Origin of the sequence: Sphingobacterium bovistauri (assembly GCF_020295405.1) — a bacterium.
In the GTDB taxonomy this organism is placed as follows: Bacteria; Bacteroidota; Bacteroidia; order Sphingobacteriales; family Sphingobacteriaceae; genus Sphingobacterium; species Sphingobacterium bovistauri.
The window spans coordinates 1-26,629 of record NZ_JADEYP010000039.1; the positions used below are offsets into that span (position 1 = coordinate 1).

The following is a 26,629-nucleotide window of genomic DNA, read 5'->3' on the forward strand; positions in this document are numbered from 1 at the left end:
GCCTCTTTGTTTCTTAAGCGGTCTGGACGGGACTCGAACCCGCGACCCCATGCGTGACAGGCATGTATTCTAACCAGCTGAACTACCAGACCTAAGATTTGTTGTTGTATTTAAAAAGAATTTTAGCGGTCTGGACGGGACTCGAACCCGCGACCCCATGCGTGACAGGCATGTATTCTAACCAGCTGAACTACCAGACCTAAGATTTGTTGTTGTATTTAAAAAGAATTTTAGCGGTCTGGACGGGACTCGAACCCGCGACCCCATGCGTGACAGGCATGTATTCTAACCAGCTGAACTACCAGACCTAAAATCTTTTTTAATGTTTTAAAGAACGATTGAAAAATGTGAAATAATTTGGCGGTCTGGACGGGACTCGAACCCGCGACCCCATGCGTGACAGGCATGTATTCTAACCAGCTGAACTACCAGACCTAAAATCTTTTTTAATGTTTTAAAGAACGATTGAAAAATGTGAAATAATTTGGCGGTCTGGACGGGACCACAATAACGACATCCGTGCGTGACAGGCATGTATTCTAACCAGCTGAACTACCAGACCAAAATTATTTTCAATATTTTTCAGAACGATGAAAGAACGTTTTCTTTCTCTTTGCGGTCTGGACGGGACTCGAACCCGCGACCCCATGCGTGACAGGCATGTATTCTAACCAGCTGAACTACCAGACCTCAATCCTTCATCTGAGAAGGTGTGCAAATATAGGGCTGTTTTGCGTAAAAACAAACTTTTTTTGCAAAAAAATTAGTCTACAGCACCATCTTTCATCTTCTCTGCATTCTCGGCAAACTGCAATGCGTCGATAATGTCCTGAATATCACCATCCATAATTGCTGTTAGATTGTACATCGTCAATCCAATTCTGTGTTCAGTTACGCGACCTTGAGGGTAATTATAGGTACGAACTTTAGCTGAACGGTCTCCAGATGACACTAAAGTCTTACGTTTAGCAGCAATATCACCATTCTTTTTATTCAATTCGATTTCGTAAAGTTTATTACGAAGCATTTCCATTGCCAATTCACGGTTCGCTAATTGAGAACGTTCTACTTGACAAACCACAACAATACCTGATGGTTTGTGTGTCAATTGAACCTTCGTTTCTACTTTATTTACGTTCTGACCACCAGCACCACCAGAACGTGAAGTTTGTAATTCGATATCTCCAGGATTCAATTCTACGTCTACTTCTTCTGCTTCTGGTAATACAGCTACAGATGCAGCTGATGTGTGTACACGACCTTGTGTCTCTGTGTCTGGTACACGTTGCACGCGGTGTACGCCAGATTCATATTTTAATTGACCATATACGTCTTCACCGATTACTTTTAGGATAACCTCTTTGTATCCTCCAGAAGTACCTTCAGTAACGTCCATTACTTCGTTACGCCATCCTTTTTTCTCAAAATAACGTGTATACATACGGTATAGGTCACCTGCGAAAATAGCAGCCTCATCACCTCCAGTACCGCCACGGATCTCGATAATAGCATTTTTAGCATCTTCGGGATCTTTAGGAATTAGCATTAGACGTATTTCTTCTTCCTTTTCCTCTCTTTGGGCATAAAGCATATCTTGCTCTTCCTTTGCCATTTCTCTCAATTCTTGATCTTTTTCATTCACAAGAATATCTTTGTTAGCATCCATATTGCTAACGATGTTTTTATAAATATGGTATTGTTCAACGATTTTGCCAAGGTCTTTGTATTCCTTGTTCAATTTTGCAAAACGTTTCATATCAGAGATGGTATCTGGCTTGCTTAATTCAGCTTCCACTTCTTCCCATCTTTCTTTAATAGCTTGTAATTTTTCTAACATAATTCTAAAATCCTTCCAGCTTATTTGCCTTTTGGAAAGGCAAAATTACTGAAAATTTATGTGAAAACGGTAGGATTTATTAATGACTTGAAACAGCTTTTAGACCAACTATAGAGGCGATTAGCGTAAAAATGAAAAATATACGCCAAAAGTCAGCAGGCTCTTTAAAGAAAAATATGCCCATCAATACCGTTCCTACCGCACCAATACCTGTCCATACGGCATAAGCTGTACCCAATGGTAAGGTCTGTGTTGCTTTAATTAATAATCCCATACTAACTAACAAACATACTACAAATCCTAAATACCAGCCATACATGGTGCTTCCTGAAGCTTCTTTGGCTTTACCCAAACAGGTCGTAAACCCGACTTCAAATAGTCCACCTAAAATTAATAATATCCAATTCATGATTTTTCGATTTTGATACAAAGGTTAAAATTTTATAAAGGATTATTTTTTACAAATGATAAAAAAAGTTACTTATTTGAATTGGAGTAGCTTGATATTTATTGATTTGTTCTGCAGTTTACTTTTCTTGTTGTTGAAATCTGACCTAAACTATTTGTTTCTGAAAGAATATATTGTTCGATAGCAATTGATGTGATACTATTTAATTGTACTTGGTTTTGTCGAAATTCAGCTTCAACTATAATAGTTTCTCTGACAGTCTCAGGGTTTATATTCCTTGTTGTAGTTTCTGTCTGTGTTCTAGTCCAAGTTCTAGTAGAACTATTATATATCACATCTTCATAAGAATATGATGTGTTTGAGTTTGAATCATCAATCCCGTCAGGATAGCTATATACACTTCTGTAAAAGTTTGATGGGTAATTGTTGTTGGAGTACTTACTGTTGTTTGTTGGGATACTAGGGCTGTTAATTAATTCAATTTCATAAAGTGTATTATCAATATTAGTTTTACGGGAATAAAGTTTTATACCGCTATTGTCTATTACAACGCTTAATATTGGAGTTTGTTGAATCGTGGCCTCTAGGGAGTAAATTTGACTTATATTGTTAATTCCCCAATAATCAGTTGAGTTTTTAAATTTGCTATTTCTTATTATATCATAATCAGAGGGTAAATTTTCAAAATTTATATCGTCTCTTGTCCAAGTAGACCACCCTGACATTGCGTTAAATGAGGTTGTCAATTCCCAGGTTGGTTCTTGATATTTATATACTGACCATTCAGATGTATTTGTGCCACTACCATTCCACCAACTGTTCGAATTGGCATTCGAATTTTGATTTCCTTGCCTGGTTTGCATTCTTTTTCGTGTAATTGTTTGTCCTCGACGTGACCTGTTTGAACCTCTGTCTAATGTTCTACTACGAGTTTTATATCTCGCTTCAAATAATGGAGTATTACCAAATATTATATTAAAACTATTATCTAGTTTTCTGAAATTTACTTTAATAGAATGATTTGAGGAAACATTTGTTGAATATGGAATACCATTTTTTGTTTCGAAACTTATTGTTGGATTATTTAATACACAAGGTACATCTAATGTGATGATGAGGTTGTATTTTTTACCTGCTTGCATACTAAATGATGTTGCAGGTATGGTACCTATTATATCATTGACTTTGATACTTGGAAATGTATATGTTACTACATTATTTGAATCATCGGCTATTAATAAGTTGGAGCTTGATTGGATAGATGTGACTCCTGCAGCAGCAATTGTTGGGAAACTGATTGTAGAAGTCTGTTCTGTAGCTGAATAGGTAATCATACCATTGAAAAGCTTCAATGAAGCTTTTTCACGAGATTTAGCAAATGTACCACTTTGCACTTGTTGAATTACTCCCTCAAAGGTGGTTCCTACCTTTAGTTGTGTTGTGACACGTGTAAATTGGTGCTTGAGGGTAATACTAAGGTTGTTATTTCCTGTGCTAACTTCTTGTTGTTTTTTAACAAATAACAAATCTCCAGTTTCATCATTAATTTGAGCAGTACTTAATTTACTACTATTTGATACGGTAGGGATACTTGTGGTTGAATTTCGTGAATAACCTATAAAAGTATATGTTTTACCACCATCTAAGGTAAAAGGCAGTGCAGTCGCTTCTTGCCCAGCTGTGAAAATCCTTTGTCCATTGGGAATCAGATCATCTCCTTCATAAACCAAAATACCATATTGAACACCTGCGGTAATTTGAGTAATCTCAGAAGCTCCAATTTTGTTTAAAGAATTATGTTTTTTTTGGCTGATATCATTTTTTTCTTCATCCAATGTCACATAAGCCGATAAATTTTTATTTATTGGAATTTCAAGTACTTCAGGTGCTGAAGTCGCAGTTTTTGTGTTGGAGGATTTTTCTAGTGCTAAATCTTCAGAATCTGTATCAATACCAACTAGCACTACAGAGAGTGTTGCTGGACCTTTACTTAATTCTGTATTTGATTCTTTCTTACAAGATGATAATACTGCATTACTAAATAAAATTATTAGAACTAGCGTTTTAGGTGAAAAATAATTAAAAGTTTTCATTTTTTATTCCCAAGTAAAAGTGTTTTCTACGTTTTGACCGGTTTCCCATTCAGTGTTTACATCACTCGATGACATCGGTTTTGTTAGGGCAGAACCATTAGCTATAGTTTCTTCTATTTCAATAACAAAAAGCTCAATTTTAGGAGATTTGTAAAATTTCATTTTCATAGCATAAATTCAATCTAAGATGTAGTATAGGATAATAATCTCTTTAGTTTGATTACCCTGTTTTCATAGTATTATGAAACAAAAGTATATTTTAAATTGTCATTTAAAATGTCCTAAAAGCTTATTATGGAGGGTTTCGAGCCCTTTGTAGCTGTATATCTACAAGTCTCTTAAAAGTAGATTTTAGGTTAATGATTATTTACTAGAAGTATAAGGAAATATTGTTTGGGAATATGTTTAGTTTTTGGTTTTCTTCCGTGATATGCTTTTAGATAATTTATAGCAAAGGCTTTGCCTTGTAGCTATTGGTTAGATGTAATAATTTTAAAAGATAATTTAATTTGAATAATCTTGAAAAGAATCAAACTTTAAGTTAATAATTTGTTAAGAATTAGATCTTAGCTCTTATTCTTGATAGAGTATCTTGTAGATAACTAGTTGTATATCTAAATTTTATATGATATAAAAGCTTGAGAGCTTTTTTAATAAGTCAGCATATCTTTCATCGGCAGATTTGAAAAGACTTTGCATCAGCCTTTCTTCAATTTTTAGAGTCTCTAATTCAGCAAGTTTTCTACCTTCATTTGCAATGAATAGGTAAGAGTTGTATAGCTCTTGTAATTTTGAAATCGAAATACGGTGAATGTAATGAAATATTATTGACAATTTACTTTTAAGGTCGGCTTGAAATATCCACTTAATTCTGTGATACTTTCACCTGCCTGAGGCATCATGTGTTGCGTTGATTGCTTGAATCTTATTTTATCTTTTCCATTTGAGTTTTTGGTGAAATTATTCATTCTAAACTCCATGGTTTTACGGACCATAGTTTTTGTTTCAACAGTACCAGCCCAAGTATAAGTTGATGGATTCGCATTATATATAGCGTCATTTGGGTTATTAGTTATTGGGAATAAAGCTATTGTTGACAAATGGTTAAGGGCGATTTGGCTTGTTGATGAATTGGTTTTTTTTCCAGTTAATGATACCGTGCCATCTGCTGCAATTGTAACTCTAATCACTGGATTTATGCTGTCTCCAGACAGCTGGTATACACGTGGAATACCGTTTGCTCCCCAGTAAGTATTATCCGTAAATTTCATTGTTTGTATATTAGTCGAGCCATTAGGTTCGAAATCAGCATCATGTGCAGCCCAAGCTGACCATGCAGAAGTATTTGCAACTTCTGACCAAGCACCCCATGCAAGCACCCAAGATCTTGTCAAAGTTACGGTTTGAAATCTTGCTTCAAAGAGAGGTTTATCATTATAGAAGATATTAAAATTATTATCTACGGTCGCTAAATTAATTTTTAGTTCTTGTGACGAATTAATTCTGTTGTATGAAATATTAGTTGAATCTAAATAATCAGTCCTATTAGAAATTAGAAATGAAGAAACGGAGCAAGGTACATCTAATGTGATTATTAAATTGTATTTTTTGCCCGCTTGCATATTGAACGATGTTACTGGTATTTTTCCAATTACATTGTTAATTTTTATACTTGGAAAACTATAGGTTACGACATTAGTTGCATTAGGTGCAATTAGTAAATTTGGGGTAGAAATTATTGATGAAGCTCCTCCTGCAGCAATAGTAGAAAACTGTATAGTTGAATTTACATTATTTGATGGATATGTAATTGTACTGTCTGAAAGTTTTATACTTGCACTTGATTTTGTTTGGGCGAAAATTCCATTTTGAATTTCTTGAATTTTTCCAGCGTAAGTAGCCCCTACTTTTATTTCAGTAGTGACTAACGTGAATTTGTGTCTTAAAGTTACTTTAAGATTATTAGCTCCAGTAACTACTTTTTGTACATGTCTAAAATATAGTAAATCTTCACTTTCATTATCAATAGTAGCTGTACTGAGTTTGCTCATGTTGGTAACCGTAGGTATCGTTTGTGAAGAATTTCTTGAATACCCAATAAAAGTGTATGTTTTGCCCCCATCTAAAGCAAAAGCTCCAGCTGCAGCTTCTTGTCCTGCGGTAATGACCTTATGACCATTTGCAATTAAATTATCACCTTCATACACTAAAATGCCATATTTCACACCTGGTGTTATAGGTTTTACTTCTTTAGCAGCTATTTTATTCGATGTTTTTAAAATTACATTGCTGGCATTGTTTTTATCTTCCTCTAGAGATACATACGCAGACAGGTTATTGTTAATTGGAACCTCTACTATACGAGGTTGCATGGAATTAATTTTAGTAGAAGCATTTTTATCTATAGTATAGTCCTCTTGATCAGTCAGAATATCTACAAGTTGTACACTTAAATTTGCTGGACCGCTTTCTATCACATCAAATTTGCTTTTTTCACAAGAAAGTTGAATGAAAAAAAGAATGCTCAAAGTAACATGAAAGTTTCTTTTTGAAAATAGAAAAAAAGTATTCATAGTAGTAATATGTTTATTCCCAACTGAAAGAGTTTGAAACATCTTGACCAGTTTCCCATTCTGTGTTCACATTTGAAGAACTAGGTGAAGTTAGAGCAGATGCGCTCGCAATTGATTCTTCCATTTGTAAAATAAATAATTGAATAATCGGTGATGTGTATCTTTTCATTGGTGATTTATAACTTATGCGAAATTATAAGTTAATAAATCAACTTGTAGTATATTCGTTGGTTGAAACTTTTTCTTGTAATGATATAGCTACAATTTTTCTTTTAAATTACATAATATTATTTTATGTAATTTTTTTTAACTAACCAAAGTTTGGTTTTGCTACTTTATTTCTGCGCGGATACGCGAAAGTGTTACTTGTGATACACCTAAATATGATGCAATATGGCCCAATTTGATACGCTGTAAGAGTTTAGGATCCTTGCGTAATAAATCACCATACCTCTCTGTTGCTGATTTGAAAAGACTTTGTATTAATCTTTCTTCTATTTTTAGAGTCTCTAATTCAGCAAGTTTACGGCCCCAATTAGCAATTTCGAGAGAACTGCTATATAATTCTTGTAGTTTGAAAATAGGGATACGATAAATTGTACAATTCTCTAATGTATCTACTATTTCGTAGGTGGGTCTTGCGTGTACATAACTGTTTAACGGTAAAATAATGTCGCCAGGAAAACAGAAGTCGAGAACTACTTCTTTTTCTTCTTTAGGGTAAAAAATACGACATATTCCATTTTCTAAAAAATAAATATATTTATTAATCTGTTGTTGCTCTATAACTATATCTGCCTTAGTTAATACAACTTTTTCTGCTAGCTCAATTATTTTATTAAGTTCACATTCGGATAAAGAAGCAATGGATAATAAACCTTTTCTTATCTCCATTTTTCAAGAGATAATTTTTCACCATCCCAAACAGCATAAGTACGATGATTAATCCATTCGCCTAGATTGACAATTTGGGTATTATTATTAATGATTAAATCGTAAGGCACATGACGATGCCCATAGATCATATAATCGTAATGATTTGTCGTCAATATTTCTTTACTGTATTGAATTAACCATTCATTATCCTCGCCCAAGAAAGTTTCGGGTGCATTACTCGATATTCGGCTGTGTTTAGACCAACGTGTAGCTATTCCAATACCTAGATTTGGATGTAACCTTGCAAAAAGCCATTGACAAAACGAACTTCTGAAAATTTTCTTTAAAAATTTATATTTAGCATCGCCAGGACCTAATCCATCGCCGTGGTGAATATAAAATGATTTTCCATTCAGGTTTAACTCGAGTTCGTTATCAATAATTCGAGCGTTTAATTCATTTTTCAAATAACTAAACATCCACATATCGTGATTACCTTTGAAAAAGGTAATTTTAATTCCCAAATCAGATAATTCTGCAAGCTTACCCAAAAAGCGAATGTAGCCTTTGGGGACTACTGTAGTGTATTCAAACCAAAAATCAAATATATCGCCGACAAGATACAATTCGGTTGCATCTGTTTTTATAGAATCTAACCATTGGACGATTGTTTTTTCACGTTCTACGGATTGCTCTAAAGGGTAAGCACCCAAATGAAAGTCTGAAGCAAAATATATCTTGTTTTTTGTCTGCATACGTGGTAAAATTACCGAAATACCTTGTTGTAAACAAACCCCTTCGCACAAAGTAAGAATAATTAGTAGTTTTGTTAAAACAGATGATTGATTATGGTAAAAAATTTAAGTTTAATCATGATGGTGATAGCTGTAGCAGGTTGTCAATCGAAAAACAAAATTGAAGCAGTGAAAGATATTACGCTTAAACCGTACCCTCAAACCGATAAAATTGACCAAAAGGATACATATTTCGGTATTGAAGTTGAAGATCCATACCGGTGGTTGGAAGATGATTTGTCGGATAAAACCAAAGCTTGGGTTACAGCCGAGAATGAAGTGACACAGAACTACCTATCTCAGATTCCATTTCGTAATGCTATTAAATCTCGTTTAGAACAATTGTGGAATTTTGAAAAGTTCTCTGCACCTTATACAGAGGGGGATTATATCTATTGGTACAAAAATGATGGTTTACAAAACCAAGCTGTATTGTATCGCAAGAAAGGTGAAAATGGAACAGAAGAAGTTTTTCTTGACCCAAACAAATTTTCTGCAGATGGAACGACGTCTTTGGCTGGAATAAATTTCAGTAAAGATGGCTCCTTAGTAGCTTATCAATTATCTGAAGGTGGTTCGGATTGGCGTAAAGTTGTGGTTTTGAATGCAAATGACAAATCTATCGTTGGTGATACACTAATAGATGTGAAGTTTTCGGGATTAGCTTGGCGTGGTAATGAAGGTTTTTACTATAGTTCATACGACCGGCCTAAAGATGCTTCAGCGTTGTCTGCAATGACAGATGTACACAAATTGTATTTTCATAAATTGAATACTGCACAAAAGGATGATGAATTAATTTTCGGAGGCGAAAATATTAAACGCCGTTATATTGGTGCTAGCCTGACGGAAGATGAACGTTTTTTGGTGGTGACTGCAGCGAATACAACTTCAGGAAATGAATTATGGATGAGAGATTTAAATAATCCAGCCTCCAAATTTGTAAGTGTTATGTCCAACATGGATAAGAATCATTATATCCTAGATAATGAAGGAGATAGATTATTTATCTATACGGAGCTCAATGCGCCAAATGGACGAATTGTTACCACAGATTTTGTAGATCCGAAACAAGAGAATTGGAAAGACTTAGTTCCAGAAACAGATAATGTATTGAGTCCTTCAACGGGTGGTGGTAAGATTTTTGCCTCATATCTGAAAGATGCAACTTCCTTAGTAAAACAATTTGATCGTTCGGGTAAATTGGAGCGTGAAATTGAATTACCAGGAGTGGGTACAGCCTCTGGATTTGGAGCCAAGAAAGAAGATCAGGATTTATATTATTCCTTCACTTCATATATACACCCAAGTACAATTTATAAATATGATATTGCTACTGGTAAATCAGAAGTGTATAAGCAATCAGGGGCAAAGTTTGATCCCTCGCAATATGAGTCGAAGCAAATATTCTATATGTCCAAAGATGGGACTAAAGTCCCGATGATTATTACGCATAAGAAAGGTGTAAAATTGGATGGAACAAATCCAACACTTTTATATGGATACGGAGGTTTCAATATTAGTTTGACACCATCCTTTAGTTTGGCAAATGTAATTTTGCTAGAACAAGGTGGTGTGTATGCTGTTGCTAATTTACGTGGTGGTGGTGAATACGGCGAAAATTGGCATGTAGCTGGTACAAAGTTGAAAAAACAAAATGTATTTGATGATTTTATTGCAGCAGCAGAATATTTGATTAGTGAGAAATATACTTCATCGGAGAAATTAGCTATCTCAGGAGGTTCTAATGGTGGACTTTTAGTTGGAGCTAGTATGACGCAACGTCCAGAGTTATTTAAAGTAGCATTTCCAGCAGTTGGTGTACTTGATATGTTGAGATACCACAAATTTACTGCTGGTGCAGGTTGGGCATTTGATTATGGAACGGCGGATGATAGCAAAGAAATGTTTGAGTATTTGTATAAATATTCGCCATATCATGCATTGAAGCCAAATACTTCATATCCTGCGACTATGGTGATGACTGCAGATCATGATGATCGCGTTGTGCCTGCACATTCATTCAAATTTGCGGCTCGTCTTCAAGAATACCACAAAGGTGCAAATCCAGTTTTGATTCGTATTGATACCAATGCTGGACACGGTGCTGGCAAATCAACTGCCATGCAAATTGCAGAGCATGCCGATAAATGGGCTTTTATGTTCCAGAATATGGGAATTGGCTATAATGAAATAAAATAGTATTTTAGTAAGGACGACAAATAGTCGTCCTTTTTTTATGGTTGAGAAGTTAATACAGCATATAAATTTTATGGTACCCCTTACAAAAGAGGAGGAGGATATTATAAGAGAGTTGGTGAAGGAGAAGGATGTTCCACGTAAAAAGTTTATGCATCAAGCTGGTGAAGTAGCTTCATATTCGGCTTTTGTGGTGGAAGGATGTTTACGTTCCTATACAGTAGATCGAGATGGCTTCGAGCATATTTTGCAGTTTGCACCCGAAAATTGGTGGATTTCGGACATGTATTCATTGGTGAAAAATCAACCTAGTGAATTGAATATTGATGCGCTTTTGGATAGTAAAATTTTGCTATTGAGTAGATCTTGTCAAGTTTCAATATATGATAGAATACCAAAATTGGAAAGATATTTTCGAATATTGACTGAAAATGCTTTAGCAGCGAGTAATCAACGTACAATAAATTACCTCAGTTTGACAGCAAAGATGCGCTATGAAAAATTTTGTACGCTATATCCAACTTTGATAAATACTATTCCACAAAAATCTATTGCTTCTTATATTGGAATTACGCCAGAGTTTTTGAGTAAGCTTCGGGCAGAACGCAATTAGGCATATTCTTAATCTATGTTAAGAAATTTTGGTGGCGCAACGGGTATCTTTGTAGTATCAAAAATAAAAGGAGAAAGAAATGAGAACAATAATTCATAAAGCAGATAGCAGAGGATATGCAGATCACGGTTGGTTGAAAAGTTACCATACGTTTAGTTTTGCAGGTTACAATAACCCTTCGCGTATGCATTTTGGTGCATTACGTGTGTTGAATGATGATTTTGTTGCTGGAGGAAATGGTTTTGGTCGTCACCCACACAGTAATATGGAAATTATTTCTATTCCATTAGAAGGAACTTTAGCGCACAGTGACAGTATGGGCAATGAGGGGACGATTCAGCCCAACGAAATCCAAGTAATGAGCGCAGGTACAGGAGTAGCGCATAGTGAATTCAATGGTAGTGAGGTAGATCCTGTTAAATTCTTGCAAATTTGGTTGTTTCCTAACAAGGAAAATGTAAGACCTCGTTATGACCAAATCCAAATCAATCCGGCAGACCGCAAGAATAAATTACAACAAGTGATTTCTCCTAACCCTGAGGATGAAGGTACTTGGATTCATCAAGACGCATGGTTTCATTTGGTTGATTTGGATGTGGATAAAGAAGTAGAATATACCTTAAAAGGAGAGGGGACTGGTGTGTATATTTTTCTATTAGAAGGACAGTTGGAGGTAGCAGACGAGACATTAAGCCGTCGCGACGCTATAGGTATTACGGATATTTCTTCTGTAAATCTAAAGGCATCTCAAAACGCTTCTGTATTAATAATGGAAGTTCCGATGGTGTAATTTTTTAACACTTAAGGTATTTCAAAATGAGCTTTGTTAATTTTTGCAAAGCTCATTTTTATTTAAAACTTAAGTGATTTTATTCTGTTTGTAATAATTATGTCCAGTTATTTGGGGGCAAAGTCTATTCTTCAAAAAAGGTATAATTTTGCGTGATATGCTCATTCGTTATAGATTTTTATTTTTTCTCGTTTTCTTCCCTACTTTTTTATGGGGGAATAATGAAATTGTCACTCATCACGATTCTACAAATACTGTTCGTGATTCCTCCATCCAAAACTTTCCACGCGACTCTTGGAAGCGAATAGATTTAAAAAAGAAAGATACTCTTGAGCAAGAATTAATTCCCACGCGTAAAAAGCATTTTTGTCGTGCAGGAACTGAATGGTTTCTAGCGCAGGCTTTTCCTGCAACTTTTAATCGTTTTATAACAAAAGATCCATATTCTTATATTTCATTTCAAAATTTTATTGACCATCAACGTATCAGTGCTTGGAATTGGGATGATAATCAATTCACAACAAACCAAATTGATCATCCTTTCCATGGCAGCCTGTATTTCAATGCTTTTCGTAGTAATGGCTATAATTTTTATCAATCAGCTACAGCCGCTGTGGTAGGTAGTTATATCTGGGAAACAGCAGGGGAAACTCAACACCCTTCCATAAATGATTTGGTCAATACGACCTTTGGTGGTGTTATTTTAGGTGAAATGACGCATCGTGTGTCCCGAAATATTTTAGCACGGAGTCGAAATGGACAAAATAAAATTGGTAATGAAATTGTCGCTTTGTTGGTTAATCCTGTGAATAGCTTAAATCGCCTTTTAGATGGAAAATGGGGTAAGAAAATAGATAATTACTATGCGGTAGATTCTTCACGTATTAGTGCTGAATTTGATATGGGGTACAGGAGATTTGATGCGCGTGAAGGTGATTTTTTGGAAAAGGGTAAAAATTCATTGTATAGTCGTCTAAGATTTCATTACAGCAATGGCGACCACAATTATAAAAGACCGTTTGATGAGTTTCACGTAAATTTTGAAGTAGGAAATGGGGATAGCACATTTATCAACGCTGTAAATGTTCATGCGTTGTTGAGCGGTGCTGAATTTTTTAAATCAAAAAGAGGAGAACATTTTGGTACATTGAATGCACATTATGATTTTTACAATAATGACGCCTTTTTCTACGGGGCTCAAAGTTTAGTCTATAACTGGAATTCACAGTTTCGTTATAAAGATGAAAATAGACTTAATTTGAGTGTAGGGGCAGGGGCGGTTGTATTGGCTGCGGTGCCTGATCCCTATTTATTGTATGGAAACAGTCGGAATTACAACTATGGTTCAGGAGTCTCCTATAGATTTCGTGGAGAACTGAGTTTACTCAACCTCTTTATGATAACAGGTGATTATAATGGAGGCTATTTTCACACGATTAGTGGTAATGATTCTTATTATTTGCTGCATGCAGGAACTATAGAAGCTAGTTTAAGACTGTTTAAACGTTTTTCAATTAATGTGGCTTCTGGTTATTTTGCTTTAGAGGGTAATTTTGATGATCCGAAATATAAGGATTTTTATCGCGATCATCCTTTTGGACGTATATCTTTAGGTTATAATATTAAATTTTAAATTAAATTTTGTAATCTACTTGTTTTAATTTACTTTAATGCGATAAAAGTATTTTGTCTCATTAACTAATTATTATGTCTAAATTTTACTATTTAATTTTATTTGCTTTCTTGTTTTCGTCATCATCATTTGCTCAAGAAGATATTTCCAACGAGGAGAGTTTACTTGAAAAATCAATGTCATCTATCAAATTATCAGCATTTCTGCCTGCTTTAGAATATAATTACGAATATCGAATAAAACCAAAATCTAGTTTTGAATTTAGAATCGGTGGATTAACAGGATTTGATGGTGTTTCATATTTTGATGATTTAGATTTAGTGCATTTTAAGCGATTTTATGTTTCACCCACGTTGTCTATAGGGTATAAATATTACGTTACATTATTAAGTCGTAAGGAAAAAGGTAGAGACATATCATTCAATGCAGGTGACTATTTTGGTGTTTCGTTGGTAAATGGGGTTAATGGATTGATATTCGAAAAAGAAACACGAACTCCTGATTTTGTTTTAATTGGATCAACAGATGGAGAAAATTTTAAGAGAAAATATAGTGATTGGAGTCATACTTTGTCCATTGTTCCTAAATATGGTTTAAATAGAAATTGGACGCAAAAGATTGGATTCAATTTCGAAATTGGTCCTCAATTGTACCTTATCAATAATAAATATAGAGATGTCAGATTCACTTTATTTGTACAAACAGGATTATATTTAAAATTGTAATGAAGCATTATGCATATTGCAAATGCTCCATGTTTTTACCAAAAATATTAACTTCATTCACGACTTTAAAACCAATACGTTCATATAATCTTTTGGCATCTGGATTATCATTATCTACCAAAAGGCCTAAAACTTTATGTTGTTTCATAACAATATCGTCAATGGCGTATTGAAGCAACTGTTTTCCAATTCCTTTTCCTTGAGTTAGTGGGCTCACTGCAAATGTATCAATATATATTTCTCCTGCTTGAGTTTCATCCTCAGACCAATAATCTATCCCACGATCGACTTTTATTTTATCCCATATCGGTTGACGTAATTCTTTTAATTTACCGCCATCATACATCGATATTTGTCCAAGAATAAGACCATCTTCTTCGGCGATATAGATGTTTTCATAGGAATATTGGTTGTTTTCTTGTGCTATAAAATGCGCTAAGAATTCATTTGCTTTATCTACATTTTCCTCTCCAATAAATTGATAGGTAATTTCTAGCATTGCAAGATTTATCAATTCGGCAATTTGAAGAGCTTCTGATTTTCTAGCAGGACGAATATGCATAATGTTAATAGTAAATATACTTCGGTAGAACAATTTATTTATGCCCTCATGCCGGGCAGGCAATTACTTTTTCCCGCAAAAAGTAATCAAAAACTCGTCGCTGAAAAATTTTGCAAAAAGGCTAGTCATTCGTGCAAAAGCAAAATTTTTTAAGGCGACAATCTGAGCAAAACAATGTTAGTTGCATTGCTTAAGATTTGAATTTAGTTTAAAAACTAAAAAAGGTTAGCAAAAATATTTGCTAACCTTTTACATTCAAAAAATCAATATAAATATTATTTTTCTAATTCTTGAAATTTATCGTAATCGATAGCTTCTGAGTTAATTTTAACTGTAGATTTCAAGTGATCGAATACTTTCAAAGCTTTTACTTCTTCGAATAAGCGATTAGCTTGTTCTCTATCAGACAACATTTGCATTGCAAATTGGCTTAATTGCTCATCTGTAGGTTCCTCATTGATGTTGTACATCTTGATTTGACCGTAGATACGCTCTTTTGCTAAATCAACTACCTCATCGTATTTAACTTCTAAGTTATTAGCTGTTACGATACGGTTTTCGATGATAGTCCATTTTAAGTTATTTACGAAATCTGCAAAACCTTCTTCGATTTCTTCAGCAGATAAGTTAGGGTTTGTAGCCTTCAACCATCTTTTTAAGAATTCTTCAGGGAATCTTACGTCAACTTTATCCATACCGAAAGTATACATATCGTTACGTAATTTTTGAGCTGAATTTTGTTTGAATAAGTTTTCAACTTCTTCTTTCACTTTAGCATTGAATTGCTCTTCAGTCGTAACTTCTTCCGCAGCAAATAATTTGTCGAAAAATTCTTGATTTAAATCAGATTCTTCTAGACGGTTGATGTTTTTAACAGTCAATTCGAAGTTTGTAACATCTAAGTTTTCTGCTTCTTCTTCAGTAACACCTAAAATGCGCGCTAAATCAGCAACTTTGAATGCTTTTTTAACGTCGATTTTTACTACGTCATCTTTCTTAAGACCTGCTAAAGATTTTTTAATTTTCGCATCTTCAATGATGTCAGTACGTACCGAAGTTGCTTTTTCAAGACCTTCTTCTTTATCTTGTTTCAAGTCAGCATATAATACATCACCTTCTTCAGATACTTCAGGATTAGTCATTTTACCGTAGCTACGGCGTAAGTTTTTGATACGCTCTGCTAAAGTAGCTTCGTCAGCTTTAATATCAAATTCAGTGAACTCTGACTCAGCAGCGAAAGGAATTTCAAATTCTGGAGCTAAACCAATTTCATAGTTGAAACTGAATGTATCTTTGTAATCCCAGTTGTAATTTGCATCATCGCCTTCTATTGGAAGAGGTTGTCCCAATACTTCCAATTTTTGTTCTGTGATATATGCTGAAATTTTGTCGTTTACTACGCGATTGATTTCGTCAAGTAAGATTGATTTACCGTATGTACGTCTGATGTGACCTACAGGTACTAATCCAGGACGGAATCCAGGTAATTTTGCTTTTTTAGCTTGATCTTTAATCGCTTTGTCAACTGCCGGATTATAATCTTCTGGTGCTAAATCAACGGTAATTTTAGCGTTGATGTCGTCGATTTTCTGATGTGAAATATTCATACTTTTTAAGCGTTATTTTCGCATTATAAAAAAAATCCTCCCGATTCATTTTGTTCGGGAGGATATCAAGTGCGGAAGAAGGGACTCGAACCCCCACGCCTCGCGGCGCCAGATCCTAAGTCTGGTGCGGCTACCAATTACGCCACTTCCGCAGTTAGGATTTTTTTATTGTGACACAAAGATAGAATCATTTTGCATATTTGTCAAGGGTTGCTTTGAAAAAACTTTATTTATTTTCATCATTATATTCTAAATCACTAAAAGCAAGACTATTAATTTTTGTCAATTAATTGAAAAATATTTGCGGATATGAAGTTTTAATAATAACTTTGGATATCAAAGTACTTTTATGAATCAAAAAGACTTAATTAATCAGATAGGACAGATACGTTCATTGATGGAAAAATCATCAAAGTTCATGTCTATAAGTGGGCTTTCAGGTGTTTTAATAGGTAGTTATGCACTAATCGGAGCTTGTATAGGTTATGTGTTAGTATATGGCTTTAATAGTGAATTTGGATATCGAGATAATTATGTGAATAGTGCTATCATTCCCAAATTGCTTTGCGTGGCTTTAGCTGTATTATTAATATCAGTAGGTACGAGCTATTATATGGCTAGGCAAAAGGCACAAAAGTCAGGTCAATCGGTTTGGAATCCTACGAGTAAAGCGTTATTCAAAGCAATGGCTATTCCACTGATTACGGGCGGTGTATTTTCATTAATATTATTATTGAAGGAAAACTATAGTATGATTGCCTCGTCTATGCTGATATTTTACGGTTTAGCTTTGAGTGCTGCATCGACTTTTACTTTTAAAGAATTGCGTTGGTTGGGGGTATTGGATATTATATTAGGTTTGTTAGCTTTGTGTCTTCCCGGATACGGCCTTTATTTTTGGGCAGTAGGTTTCGGCGTTTTACACATCATCTATGGTTTAATAGTTCATCAACGCTACGAAAAGTGAGTTTAGATTTATCACTATATGACAAAGTATTAGAAAATCGTGTGCGTTTGCAGATCATGAGTATTTTGGTCGCAAACGAACATTATGATTTCAATTCGTTGAAAGAGCTCTTGGAAGTGACGGACGGAAATTTGGCTTCAAACTTAAAAAGTTTGGAAAAGGAGGGGTATATCACAGTAGAAAAGTCGTTTGTAGACCGCAAGCCTAATACTAAATACCAAAAAACCGCAAAAGGTCAAAAAGCTTTTGAAAATCACTTGTTAGCGTTAGAAAATTTAATCAAACAACAGTACAAATAAATTTTTTTATCCATAAACTTTGAAATACAAAGTACTTTTAAATTTTTTAAATATGCGTCTACGTTTTATGTTATTTCTATATAATGGGTCATCTTCACTTTATGCTAAAGTATTCAAACGAACCAAGAAGGCTTGGGGTTTAAGTGTTGATGACTTTCTAAATTATCCTGATGATTCATTGGGTTATGCTGTAGGTGAGTTTTATCGTGCTAAAGGCTTTGATATTATGCCAAAATTGGAAAATCATGATGTGTATCATGTGATTACAGGTACAGATACGAAGATTCATGACGAAGTTGCTATGCAATACCTATTGATGGGAAATGGAAAACGGAGCTTATATATGTACGCTATGGTTCTTATCGGAACTCTTATTTATCCCGAGTTCATACGTTATTATTTGTTTAGCTATCAGAAGGGAAAGTCTTTTTACCCTTTCTATAATATTGAATTCAAAAACTATTTATCTCATTCGTTATTAGAAGTTCAAGCTTTTTTAACTCAAAAATTAAAATATCAAACAAAATAATTATGGAAACTAATAATCAAAATTTATCAACATTGGAGCCGAATGAAAATCCACCGTCATTATATGATCGGATAGTAAATTCAGTTATTTTGAAAATGGCTGTCATTTTCTTTCTTACTATTTTAATGCTTATTCCATTAAACTTAGTAAATGATCTCATTCAAGAACGAAAATTCCGCGAGGTAAGAGTTTCATCAGATATCTCAGCCAAATGGGGACAATCTCAAGTTGTATCATCGCCCATCATCGCTGTGCCTTTTAAATACACAGAAGAAACAATAGAAAAAGATGCAAAAGGAAAGGAATCTGTGGTTCGTTCTGTCGTAGAAGATTGGATTTTTATTTTGCCCGAAAAATCAGAGGTAAAAATTGATGTTACCCCTGAATACCTTAAGCGCGGTATTTATCAATCTGTGGTGTATACTTCTAATTTAGATGTACGAGGCACTTTTTCAAAATTAGATGTAGAAAGCCTAAATCTTACTAAAGATGCTATTAATTGGTCTCAAGCCAAATTAGTGGTAGGTGTACAAGATGTAAAAGGTGTATCTATTACTCCACAATTAAATTTTGCAGGTAACACAATACCTATGAAAATGAATGGTAAACTCTTCACACTTTTTCCAAATAATTTGGTGGCTGATTTGAAATTAACAGGAGAAGAGGGTGTAGTTTCTTCATTTCAGATTAGTTATGAACTAAAAGGTTCTAAGTCCTTGAATTTTTTGCCATTGGCTAATCAAACAAAATTAAATATCAAAGGAGCGTGGGGAAATCCTAGTTTCAATGGTGGTTATTTGCCTGATTCACGTGATGTGCAAGATTCCAGTTTCACTGCAGAATGGAATATTCCGAGTTTTGCACGCAAATTGCCACAACAATGGATCGGACAATCTCAAGTTTATGACTTTCAGGATTTAGCCCTGTCTGAAGAGACAATAGACTATGTTTCGGAAGTGAATGCTTCTAGTGCTGCTCAGTCGAATGCTGTATCGAATGATTTGGATATGATTCAGGTTAATTTCTTGCCTGAGGTTAATAACTATCAAAAAACTACACGTGTCGCTAAATACGGAATCTTAGTGATTGCGTTGACATTTGCCTCATTGTTTTTTACAGAAATTATCAAGAAGCAAAGGATTCACCTCATTCAATATATACTAATTGGTGCTGCTATGGTGTTGTTTTATTCTTTATTATTAGCATTCAGTGAGCATTTTGGGTTTAATATAGCTTACCTGGTATCGGGGCTCGCTACTATATTTCTTATAGCATTTTTTATACTTATGATTACAAAAAACAGATATACGGCATTCCTCTTTGCGGGTATATTAGTTCTGTTTTACACTTTTATTTATGTATTAATGCAATTGAGAGACTATTCACTCATTGTGGGAACCGTTGGAATATTTATTATTCTAGCAGTGTTAATGCGTGTGTCTACAAAGGTAAATTGGTCACAATTTGATCGCAAATGATGAAGATGGGATTTGAAGGCATGAAGATATACATCACGTATATCTTCATGCTTATTTCGATGAGGAAATAGTTTATTAACTTACTTTTAATTGGATTTTTAGTAACTTAGCCAAAGAAAATAACTAATATTCCATAAGGTTAGGGTTTTTATTGTAAGTAATATTCTTCTATCTCCATTTATGTATAGTTCATATTCGGACTACGATCTCCAAGTTCTTATCACTAAAGACAGAAATCAATCTGCTTTTGAGGAACTCTATAATAGATATTGGGATAAGGTTTTTGCGATATGTAATAATAGGCTACAAAATGTAGAAGCATCTGAGGATATTATTCAAGATGTTTTTATTTCTTTATGGCAACATCAAGACCTTCAGGGGGTTAGTAATATGTCTGCTTATTTGTATCAAGCTACTAAATTTTCTATTATAAAATATCTCAATCGTATTTCTAAATATGATACAGTTGATCCTCAGGATATTGGTTTTTTTGATAGACTGGATGGGGTGGACCTAAATGAAATGATAAATTATAAAGAGATACAAGCCATATTAATGGATGGTGTTAATCAATTACCTCCTCAAACGAAATTGATATTTCAATACAGTAGAATAGACCAGCTAAATAGTAAAGAAATAGCTGAGAAATTGGATATTTCACCTCGTACTGTTGAAAATCAGATAGGCAAAGCGTTAAAAGTGTTGCGAAAAATTCTACGAAACACGCATAATTTTATATTTTTTTTATTTTAGAGCGTGCGTAAAGTGTGTGTTGTAGTACTATGTATATAGAGACTAACATAATTTATGCGACCAGAACAAGAAATTACTGAAATAATTCAGCGAATTAATCAAGGTACGGCATCATCGACTGATCAGAAAAAGTTGGATGATTGGTATAATAGTTTTGATGATTCTTTAAGTGTAGTACATAAGGATTCGGATTCCAGCCTGTTGAAAGAAACAGTTTGGAGAAAAATATCTACTCAAATATTTACCTCAAAAACTTCTAAAATTAGAAGAATATACCTTACTGGTGCAGCAGCTGTAGCAATTCTAGCTGGCGTAGTGTTGTATAATTATAAATCAAATACTAAAGATCTTTCTTCAGGAGTTCGCTTATTAGACGAACAGGGGAATTCTGCCTTTATCTCTTCAACCGTACAAGAGTTCTTAGATTCTACTAAATATGTTGAATTGGCATCACATTCGAATGATTTGAATGTTCGTGTATTGAAAACTGGTGCGGGAGAATTTATAAAAGTTATTTTACCTGATGGTTCAAAAGTCGCTATGAATAGTAACACTAAGATTCAGCTTAAAGAAGATTTTGGATTAAAGGGAAGTCGAATTGTATATCTAGATGGTGAAGCTTTTTTCGACGTTAAAAAAAATAACAATCAAAAATTTATTGTTAGAACTAAAGACCAATCTATAGAAGTTTTGGGAACTAAGTTCAATGTTAAATCTTATGCTGATCAATCGGAGACACTTACTGCATTATATGAAGGTAAGATACAGCTTACCAAAGATGATTATTCATTAATGGTATCACCAAGTGAATTAGTAACTAATGATGGGGAGAACTTGTCAAAAGTGGCTAAAGATTTGAAAAACACAACGATGTGGCGTGAAATGAGATTTTCATTTGAAGATGTGCTTGTAAAGGACGTAATAGCACAGCTCACTAATTGGTATGGATTGCAACTGGAATATATTGGAGAAATACCTAATCAGAGAATTGCTGGACAATTAGAACCAGAAATGAAATTAAAAGATGTTTTGCTGGTGATTGAAAATCTTACAGGAGGAACGTGTGAGTTGAAAAACAATAAATTATTAATCAAATTTTCGAAATAAATTAACCTTTTCATATGAAGAACAAATGTTTAAAAAAGCGTTTGGTCAAAAGTAAATCTGACTTGTTGTCTGTAAAGATGACAATGTTGATGACTGCGGGGATGATTACTATTGCCTCTGCAAATACTTTTGCTCAACGTATTCAGCTAAATGTAAAAAATCAAAATCTAAGAACTGTTTTGGCACAATTAGAGAAACAAAGTGGATATTCATTCATTTATGATTCTAAATTGGTGTCCTCACAGATTTTTAGTTTGAATTTGGATGAATCAAATTTAGAAAGTTCCCTTACTAAGCTTTCTAGAGAGTTGGGTTTTGATTACAGTATTGTAAATAAAACAGTTACATTAAAAAGTAAACAACAAACAGTTAACTTATTTGGAAAAGTTACGCTTTTGGATGAAGATGGTGTGACTGAAAGGCCAGCTGCAGGTGTTAGTGTTACGATCAAAGGAACATCTAAGTCAGTGATGACTAATAATGCAGGTGAATATAAAATTGAAGCGCCTGTGAGTTCTGAGATTGTATTTACTTTAATCGGATATAAAAAACAAGAAGTAAAAGCTACGGATTTAGCCTTAAATCGTAACATCACTTTAGTGTTGAGTAACGAGCATATTGATGAGGTTGTGGTGATGGCTTATGGACGAAAAGAGTCTAAAGAGAATCAAACAGGAAGTGCTTTTACGATTACCGCTAAAGATATTGAAAATAGACCGACTTTGCGCTTGGATGCACTGTTAGAAGGTTTAGTACCGGGTGTTGAGTTTCAATCACAGGATGATGGAACGAATAGTTCAGCACGCCCACGTTTTAGTACGCGTGTACGTGGAGAATCATCTACCATCGGTGGAGCGACATCAAATGAACCGTTGTGGATTTTAGATGGAGTGCCTTTATATACAGGTGGTACTACAAATATGATCGCAGGTACAGAGGTGAGCGTAAGTCCGCTTTCTTATTTAGATCCTAACGATATAGAGTCTATTACAGTATTGAAAGATGCAAGTGCTACTACAATTTATGGTGCGAATGGATCTAATGGTGTAATAATTGTCAAGACTAGAAAGGGAACAGGTAATGCTCGTGTTAATTACTCTTTTAGAGCAGGATTGAACAAAAGACCATCAAATCAATTTATATATCCCGATGGACCTCAGTATTTATCGCTCATCAAAAGAATGGGGATGCTGGAAAGTCTAGGTAAAATTGATACATCTGTCAATACATTTTGGCCAGATTATTATTTCCGTGATGGAAATACAAAATTGCATAATTTAAGTGTTTCTGGGTCTACAGATATGGTTTCCTATTATTTCTCTGGTAATGTTTATGATGAAAAATCAGCAACAATAGGGAATAACACGAAGCGATATTCATTGCGTTCAAACTTAGAAATGTCTGTGAGTAATCGTCTACGGGTATTTGGAGGAATGACCGTATCCTATAATCTAAATGATATTTTCAACCCTGGCGATGCGTATTATGAATATTCACCATTAGTTAGTCCAGTAGGGCCGAATGGGGAGTATATTGAAAGAGATCCGAACAACAGGTTACTCCAAAATATGCCAGGATTGGCAAATCAAAATGATCATAGTCAAAAAGCATTGTGGTTTACGGGTAATGTCGGTTTGCAATTCAATATACTTAACGGTTTGAATTTCGTGACGAATAATGGATATGATTTGTCAAGTGTGAATGAGGATATCTACGAATCGATGAATAACTATAAAGGAGCTTCGTCAAATGGTATAGCTGATAAAAATCAAAATCAAGTGATTAATCTTGTTTCCTCTAATACCTTGGCTTATGATAAAGTTATTTTCAATGGAAAATTTGATATCATGGCGGGTATGGAAGCGAGATCGGAGAATAGAAACTCGGTTTCAGCAACAGGATGGAATTTTCCAAATGATAATATACGTGAAGTATCTTTTGTGTCATCGTTGAATACACGTGGAACTGCCTCTAGAGATAAAGAGACAATGTTATCTTATTTTGGTAGAGCAGGATATGTGTATGACACACGTTATGCGATAAATTATACGATCCGTAAAGATGGAAATTCAAATTTCGGTAAAGATGTACGTTGGGGAACGTTTAGTTCATTGGGTGCAGCATGGACGGTAAGTAACGAAAGTTTTTGGCCAGAAAATAATGTAGTGAACTTTTTGAAATTTAAAATTTCTTACGGTAATAACGGTAATTCAAGATTCTCATCCAATTATGCTAAAGGAATATATGGTTATTCAGACGGCAACTCATACGGTGGCAATGGTGGTGCAGTGATGTCACGAGGTATGAATGATAATTTGAAATGGGAAAATACGAATATGCTAAATACAGGTGTTGACTTCGATTTATTCAAACGTGTCAACATTGCAGCTGAATACTATAAAAATGTCACCAATGATATGATTGATAATTCCTATGTATCGATGGTAGGTGGATTTAGACGTATATACCAAAATGTAGGAAAGCTTCAAAATACAGGGTTTGAGCTTGCTGTTCGATCAAATAATATTGAAAAGGAAAAATTCAGTTGGGATACACGTGTGATATTATCACTTAATAGAAACAAAGTTCTTGAATTATCTGAAGGTTTGGATCGTGTATCGACTACAACCATTATGCGAGAGGGATACAATTCAAGATCTTATTATTTGGTGCGATGGGCTGGTGTTGATCCATCTACAGGAGATCCAATGTGGTTAGACGCGAATGGTAACGTTACGAAGGTGCACAGCTCTGCGAATCGTGTAATTGGTGGAAATGCTAACCCCGATTTCTATGGAGGTATTACCAATAACGTGCGTTATCAGAATTTTGCATTATCAGTTTTCTTGAAATATACAAAAGGAGGATTGGCTTTCAATAATTTAGGAAGAAGAATAGGACTTGATGGTTTGAATATTTTAGATGGCAATCAATCTATTGAGATGCTAAATGCTTGGACTTATCCTGGTTATTTAGCTACAGTGCCTAGATTATCTAATATAACTAACTCATCTACATTGAATTCTACGCGATATTTGCTTGATAAAACAAATATAGAGCTTGAAAATATAAGCTTAAGTTATCGTTTGAATCAGGATTTTGCGAAGAGATTGCATGTGTCGAATGTGAATTTTACCCTTATGGCAAGTAACCTTGGTATGTGGACTCCTTATAGTAAGAAAAAAGGAACGGGAAGAAATTTGAACAACTTACAGGGATTAAATGTGATCTCGGATAATCAAGTGCTTACACAGACTTATGACATGGTAGCAGATCAATCTAGAATTGCTAATTATTCATTCTCAATTAGTGTACAATTTTAACCGAAGAAAAAATGAAAATATTTAAATATACTTTACTAGCTACAGCATTAATCTTTAGTTCTTGTGGTAAAGGATTCTTAGAAATAGAACCAATTGGACAGTTAGGAAAGGAACAATTGTTTGCTGATGTCAATGGAGTTCGTGATGCACTAACTGGTAGTTATAGTTTGGTTGCGAAATTCATGCAATCTGAATACGGAATTTATGGTGATTTACGTGCAGATGATGTGACTCGTATCAATACGCCAGGAAGTAATTATATGCTAAATGACTATAGTTACATATTTAATGAAGAAGATGCCACAGGTTCAACAATGACTATTTGGGCCGATGGTTATGCCGCTTTGAATAATATTAATAATGTCATTGAAGGAGCAGAAGAGTTATTGGCAGGACGATTAAATGGTGTGGAGACTGCATCTTTACAGAAATATGTAGCAGAAGCTCAAGTTTTGAGAGCTACGGTGTTTTTGGCGTTATGTAATGTGTATAGTCAACATTTCACCTATACAGCAGATGCTTCTCATTTGGGTATCCCTTTACCATTACGTACACCTGCGCCTGGAGTAAAATTGGCACGCGCTACAGTCAAAGAAACTTATGCGCAGATTATTGCAGATTTGAAAGCAGGTATAGAAGGGTTGACACAGGTGAATAATTACAGAATTTATGCTAATGCCGATGCCGCAAAGGGACTTTTGTCTCGCGTATATCTGTATATGGGTGATTATGAAAATGCTGTGAAATATGCGAGTGAAGTAATCAATTCGGGTAAAAATAATTTGGTTCCTGCTGTAGATTATTTAGATATGTATATAAGCAATGCACAACGTACAGATTTTAGCTCCATAAAATCAGAGGTGCTATGGCAAATGAATCCTTCAAGTGTATCTTCACAATATATGGCTTCTTTTTATAATTCTGTCAATTTTTTAGGAAGTACTAATTCGACTTATCTAAATCTTTTTGAAGCAAACGATGTACGTAGATCTATGATTGCGAGTACTGCTTCAGGGAACAAGACTTTAAAGTATGGTACATATGAAGGGGTTTCTAATGCACTTTGGCCAGTTAATTATAAAGTGATTCGTTCGGCTGAAGTGATTTTGAATCGTGCAGAATCTTATTATAAGCAACAAAAATATGACTTGGCAGTAGCAGATATCAAAACGATTAAGGCTAGAGCATTGAATAAATCTCCTGAGTCTATTTCAGTATCGTACGCTTCTCCTGAAGAATTATTTACAATCATTAAAAACGAAAGACGTAAGGAATTAGGTTTTGAAGGTCATCGTCTTTATGATATTTTCCGCTATAAGGAATCAGTCAACAGAGGAGCTGGTTGTAATGCGGGTATGTGTAGTATTTCTTATCCTAATGATATTTTCGTGTTGCCTATTCCAAAGACTGAACTAGATGCTAACGAGTTAATTAAACCGAATCCAACAGTTAATAATTAAAC

23 protein-coding genes and 7 tRNA genes are annotated in these 26,629 nt (G+C 34.5%); 13 read left to right on the forward strand and 17 right to left on the reverse strand.

Annotated elements, in window-relative coordinates; genetic code table 11:
* Positions 1-18: 18 nt before the first annotated feature.
* The 14 genes from IPZ78_RS15810 to IPZ78_RS15875 all read right to left on the reverse strand — a co-directional run bounded on the left by IPZ78_RS15810 (position 19) and on the right by IPZ78_RS15875 (position 8,543).
* Positions 19-92: transfer RNA gene (locus tag IPZ78_RS15810), tRNA-Asp, on the reverse strand.
* A gap of 34 nt (positions 93-126) precedes the next feature.
* Positions 127-200 (reverse strand) — tRNA-Asp (locus IPZ78_RS15815).
* A gap of 34 nt (positions 201-234) precedes the next feature.
* Positions 235-308: transfer RNA gene (locus tag IPZ78_RS15820), tRNA-Asp, on the reverse strand.
* Positions 309-358: 50 nt separating this feature from the next.
* A tRNA-Asp gene (locus IPZ78_RS15825) sits at positions 359-435 on the reverse strand.
* Between the two features lie 50 nt (positions 436-485).
* Positions 486-562 (reverse strand) — tRNA-Asp (locus IPZ78_RS15830).
* Between the two features lie 54 nt (positions 563-616).
* Positions 617-690 (reverse strand) — tRNA-Asp (locus tag IPZ78_RS15835).
* Positions 691-763: 73 nt separating this feature from the next.
* A complete protein-coding gene (gene prfA / locus IPZ78_RS15840) occupies positions 764-1,837 on the reverse strand; it encodes a peptide chain release factor 1 (RefSeq protein WP_225554961.1) in 1,074 nt (357 codons plus the stop codon).
* A gap of 79 nt (positions 1,838-1,916) precedes the next feature.
* The gene (locus tag IPZ78_RS15845; RefSeq protein WP_225554962.1) at positions 1,917-2,246 is read right to left on the reverse strand and encodes a DMT family transporter; all 330 of its coding nucleotides are present in this window, start codon (positions 2,244-2,246) and stop codon (positions 1,917-1,919) included.
* Between the two features lie 98 nt (positions 2,247-2,344).
* Positions 2,345-4,339 (reverse strand): fimbrillin family protein, encoded by a 1,995-nt coding sequence (locus IPZ78_RS15850; RefSeq protein ID WP_225554963.1) that lies wholly within the window; start codon positions 4,337-4,339, stop codon positions 2,345-2,347.
* Between the two features lie 3 nt (positions 4,340-4,342).
* The gene (locus IPZ78_RS15855; protein WP_225554964.1) at positions 4,343-4,507 is read right to left on the reverse strand and encodes a hypothetical protein; all 165 of its coding nucleotides are present in this window, start codon (positions 4,505-4,507) and stop codon (positions 4,343-4,345) included.
* 656 nt (positions 4,508-5,163) lie between these two features.
* Entirely contained in the window at positions 5,164-6,912 is a 1,749-nt protein-coding gene (locus IPZ78_RS15860) for a fimbrillin family protein (RefSeq protein WP_225554965.1), read from the reverse strand.
* 13 nt (positions 6,913-6,925) lie between these two features.
* Positions 6,926-7,081, reverse strand: coding sequence for a hypothetical protein (locus IPZ78_RS15865; RefSeq protein ID WP_225554966.1), 156 nt, complete (start codon positions 7,079-7,081; stop codon positions 6,926-6,928).
* A gap of 161 nt (positions 7,082-7,242) precedes the next feature.
* Positions 7,243-7,806, reverse strand: coding sequence for a Crp/Fnr family transcriptional regulator (locus IPZ78_RS15870; RefSeq protein WP_225554967.1), 564 nt, complete (start codon positions 7,804-7,806; stop codon positions 7,243-7,245).
* Positions 7,797-8,543, reverse strand: coding sequence for a UDP-2,3-diacylglucosamine diphosphatase (locus IPZ78_RS15875; RefSeq protein WP_225554968.1), 747 nt, complete (start codon positions 8,541-8,543; stop codon positions 7,797-7,799). Before IPZ78_RS15875 ends, IPZ78_RS15870 begins: the two co-directional genes overlap by 10 nt.
* A gap of 93 nt (positions 8,544-8,636) precedes the next feature.
* Here IPZ78_RS15875 and IPZ78_RS15880 point away from each other — a divergent pair, with 93 nt between their 5' ends.
* From IPZ78_RS15880 to IPZ78_RS15900, 5 genes are all read left to right on the forward strand, one after another.
* The gene (locus IPZ78_RS15880) at positions 8,637-10,784 is read left to right on the forward strand and encodes a prolyl oligopeptidase family serine peptidase (RefSeq protein WP_225554969.1); all 2,148 of its coding nucleotides are present in this window, start codon (positions 8,637-8,639) and stop codon (positions 10,782-10,784) included.
* Between the two features lie 70 nt (positions 10,785-10,854).
* Positions 10,855-11,394 carry a Crp/Fnr family transcriptional regulator gene (locus tag IPZ78_RS15885; protein ID WP_225554970.1) on the forward strand — a complete coding sequence of 180 codons (540 nt, stop codon included), beginning with the start codon at positions 10,855-10,857 and terminating at the stop codon, positions 11,392-11,394.
* A 79-nt stretch (positions 11,395-11,473) separates the two neighbouring features.
* Positions 11,474-12,184: a pirin family protein gene (locus IPZ78_RS15890; RefSeq protein WP_225554971.1), complete on the forward strand. Its 711-nt coding sequence runs from the start codon at positions 11,474-11,476 to the stop codon at positions 12,182-12,184.
* Between the two features lie 157 nt (positions 12,185-12,341).
* Positions 12,342-13,817 (forward strand): DUF3943 domain-containing protein, encoded by a 1,476-nt coding sequence (locus IPZ78_RS15895; RefSeq protein ID WP_225554972.1) that lies wholly within the window; start codon positions 12,342-12,344, stop codon positions 13,815-13,817.
* Between the two features lie 74 nt (positions 13,818-13,891).
* Positions 13,892-14,542: a hypothetical protein gene (locus tag IPZ78_RS15900; RefSeq protein ID WP_225554973.1), complete on the forward strand. Its 651-nt coding sequence runs from the start codon at positions 13,892-13,894 to the stop codon at positions 14,540-14,542.
* Between the two features lie 7 nt (positions 14,543-14,549).
* Here IPZ78_RS15900 and IPZ78_RS15905 read toward each other — a convergent pair whose 3' ends face one another.
* From IPZ78_RS15905 to IPZ78_RS15915, 3 genes are all read right to left on the reverse strand, one after another.
* The gene (locus IPZ78_RS15905; RefSeq protein WP_225554974.1) at positions 14,550-15,104 is read right to left on the reverse strand and encodes a GNAT family N-acetyltransferase; all 555 of its coding nucleotides are present in this window, start codon (positions 15,102-15,104) and stop codon (positions 14,550-14,552) included.
* Between the two features lie 275 nt (positions 15,105-15,379).
* Positions 15,380-16,711: a trigger factor gene (locus tag IPZ78_RS15910; RefSeq protein ID WP_225554975.1), complete on the reverse strand. Its 1,332-nt coding sequence runs from the start codon at positions 16,709-16,711 to the stop codon at positions 15,380-15,382.
* A 70-nt stretch (positions 16,712-16,781) separates the two neighbouring features.
* Positions 16,782-16,863, reverse strand: a tRNA-Leu gene (locus IPZ78_RS15915).
* A gap of 197 nt (positions 16,864-17,060) precedes the next feature.
* On the opposite strand from IPZ78_RS15915, the gene IPZ78_RS15920 reads away from it, so the two are divergent.
* The 8 genes from IPZ78_RS15920 (at position 17,061) to IPZ78_RS15955 (ending at position 26,627) form a co-directional block, all read left to right on the forward strand.
* Entirely contained in the window at positions 17,061-17,678 is a 618-nt protein-coding gene (locus IPZ78_RS15920; RefSeq protein WP_225554976.1) for a hypothetical protein, read from the forward strand.
* Entirely contained in the window at positions 17,675-17,977 is a 303-nt protein-coding gene (locus IPZ78_RS15925) for a winged helix-turn-helix domain-containing protein (RefSeq protein WP_225554977.1), read from the forward strand. Before IPZ78_RS15920 ends, IPZ78_RS15925 begins: the two co-directional genes overlap by 4 nt.
* A gap of 52 nt (positions 17,978-18,029) precedes the next feature.
* A complete protein-coding gene (locus tag IPZ78_RS15930; RefSeq protein WP_225554978.1) occupies positions 18,030-18,506 on the forward strand; it encodes a Coq4 family protein in 477 nt (158 codons plus the stop codon).
* A 2-nt stretch (positions 18,507-18,508) separates the two neighbouring features.
* Positions 18,509-19,984, forward strand: a complete 1,476-nt coding sequence (gene creD / locus IPZ78_RS15935; RefSeq protein WP_225554979.1) for a cell envelope integrity protein CreD — start codon at positions 18,509-18,511, stop codon at positions 19,982-19,984.
* A gap of 180 nt (positions 19,985-20,164) precedes the next feature.
* Positions 20,165-20,737, forward strand: a complete 573-nt coding sequence (locus IPZ78_RS15940; RefSeq protein WP_225554980.1) for an RNA polymerase sigma-70 factor — start codon at positions 20,165-20,167, stop codon at positions 20,735-20,737.
* 54 nt (positions 20,738-20,791) lie between these two features.
* Positions 20,792-21,844, forward strand: a complete 1,053-nt coding sequence (locus tag IPZ78_RS15945) for a FecR family protein (protein WP_225554981.1) — start codon at positions 20,792-20,794, stop codon at positions 21,842-21,844.
* A 14-nt stretch (positions 21,845-21,858) separates the two neighbouring features.
* A complete protein-coding gene (locus IPZ78_RS15950) occupies positions 21,859-25,167 on the forward strand; it encodes a SusC/RagA family TonB-linked outer membrane protein (RefSeq protein WP_225554982.1) in 3,309 nt (1,102 codons plus the stop codon).
* An 11-nt stretch (positions 25,168-25,178) separates the two neighbouring features.
* Complete coding sequence (locus tag IPZ78_RS15955; protein ID WP_225554983.1) at positions 25,179-26,627, forward strand: RagB/SusD family nutrient uptake outer membrane protein; 1,449 nt, start codon at positions 25,179-25,181, stop codon at positions 26,625-26,627.
* Positions 26,628-26,629 lie beyond the last annotated feature (2 nt).

Bases quoted from the DNA above. Each gene is read 5' to 3' on its own strand.
- IPZ78_RS15945 (WP_225554981.1), top strand. From the start codon at position 20,792: ATGCGACCAGAACAAGAAATTACTGAAATAATTCAGCGAATTAATCAA.
- IPZ78_RS15865 (WP_225554966.1), bottom strand. From the start codon at position 7,081: ATGAAAAGATACACATCACCGATTATTCAATTATTTATTTTACAAATG.
- IPZ78_RS15860 (WP_225554965.1), bottom strand. From the start codon at position 6,912: ATGAATACTTTTTTTCTATTTTCAAAAAGAAACTTTCATGTTACTTTG.
- IPZ78_RS15870 (WP_225554967.1), bottom strand. From the start codon at position 7,806: ATGGAGATAAGAAAAGGTTTATTATCCATTGCTTCTTTATCCGAATGT.
- IPZ78_RS15905 (WP_225554974.1), bottom strand. From the start codon at position 15,104: ATGCATATTCGTCCTGCTAGAAAATCAGAAGCTCTTCAAATTGCCGAA.
- IPZ78_RS15880 (WP_225554969.1), top strand. From the start codon at position 8,637: ATGGTAAAAAATTTAAGTTTAATCATGATGGTGATAGCTGTAGCAGGT.
- IPZ78_RS15920 (WP_225554976.1), top strand. From the start codon at position 17,061: ATGAATCAAAAAGACTTAATTAATCAGATAGGACAGATACGTTCATTG.
- IPZ78_RS15890 (WP_225554971.1), top strand. From the start codon at position 11,474: ATGAGAACAATAATTCATAAAGCAGATAGCAGAGGATATGCAGATCAC.
- IPZ78_RS15930 (WP_225554978.1), top strand. From the start codon at position 18,030: ATGCGTCTACGTTTTATGTTATTTCTATATAATGGGTCATCTTCACTT.
- IPZ78_RS15885 (WP_225554970.1), top strand. From the start codon at position 10,855: ATGGTACCCCTTACAAAAGAGGAGGAGGATATTATAAGAGAGTTGGTG.
- creD (WP_225554979.1), top strand. From the start codon at position 18,509: ATGGAAACTAATAATCAAAATTTATCAACATTGGAGCCGAATGAAAAT.
- IPZ78_RS15900 (WP_225554973.1), top strand. From the start codon at position 13,892: ATGTCTAAATTTTACTATTTAATTTTATTTGCTTTCTTGTTTTCGTCA.
- IPZ78_RS15940 (WP_225554980.1), top strand. From the start codon at position 20,165: ATGTATAGTTCATATTCGGACTACGATCTCCAAGTTCTTATCACTAAA.
- IPZ78_RS15895 (WP_225554972.1), top strand. From the start codon at position 12,342: ATGCTCATTCGTTATAGATTTTTATTTTTTCTCGTTTTCTTCCCTACT.
- IPZ78_RS15910 (WP_225554975.1), bottom strand. From the start codon at position 16,711: ATGAATATTTCACATCAGAAAATCGACGACATCAACGCTAAAATTACC.
- IPZ78_RS15845 (WP_225554962.1), bottom strand. From the start codon at position 2,246: ATGAATTGGATATTATTAATTTTAGGTGGACTATTTGAAGTCGGGTTT.
- IPZ78_RS15875 (WP_225554968.1), bottom strand. From the start codon at position 8,543: ATGCAGACAAAAAACAAGATATATTTTGCTTCAGACTTTCATTTGGGT.
- prfA (WP_225554961.1), bottom strand. From the start codon at position 1,837: ATGTTAGAAAAATTACAAGCTATTAAAGAAAGATGGGAAGAAGTGGAA.
- IPZ78_RS15955 (WP_225554983.1), top strand. From the start codon at position 25,179: ATGAAAATATTTAAATATACTTTACTAGCTACAGCATTAATCTTTAGT.
- IPZ78_RS15855 (WP_225554964.1), bottom strand. From the start codon at position 4,507: ATGAAAATGAAATTTTACAAATCTCCTAAAATTGAGCTTTTTGTTATT.
- IPZ78_RS15950 (WP_225554982.1), top strand. From the start codon at position 21,859: ATGAAGAACAAATGTTTAAAAAAGCGTTTGGTCAAAAGTAAATCTGAC.
- IPZ78_RS15850 (WP_225554963.1), bottom strand. From the start codon at position 4,339: ATGAAAACTTTTAATTATTTTTCACCTAAAACGCTAGTTCTAATAATT.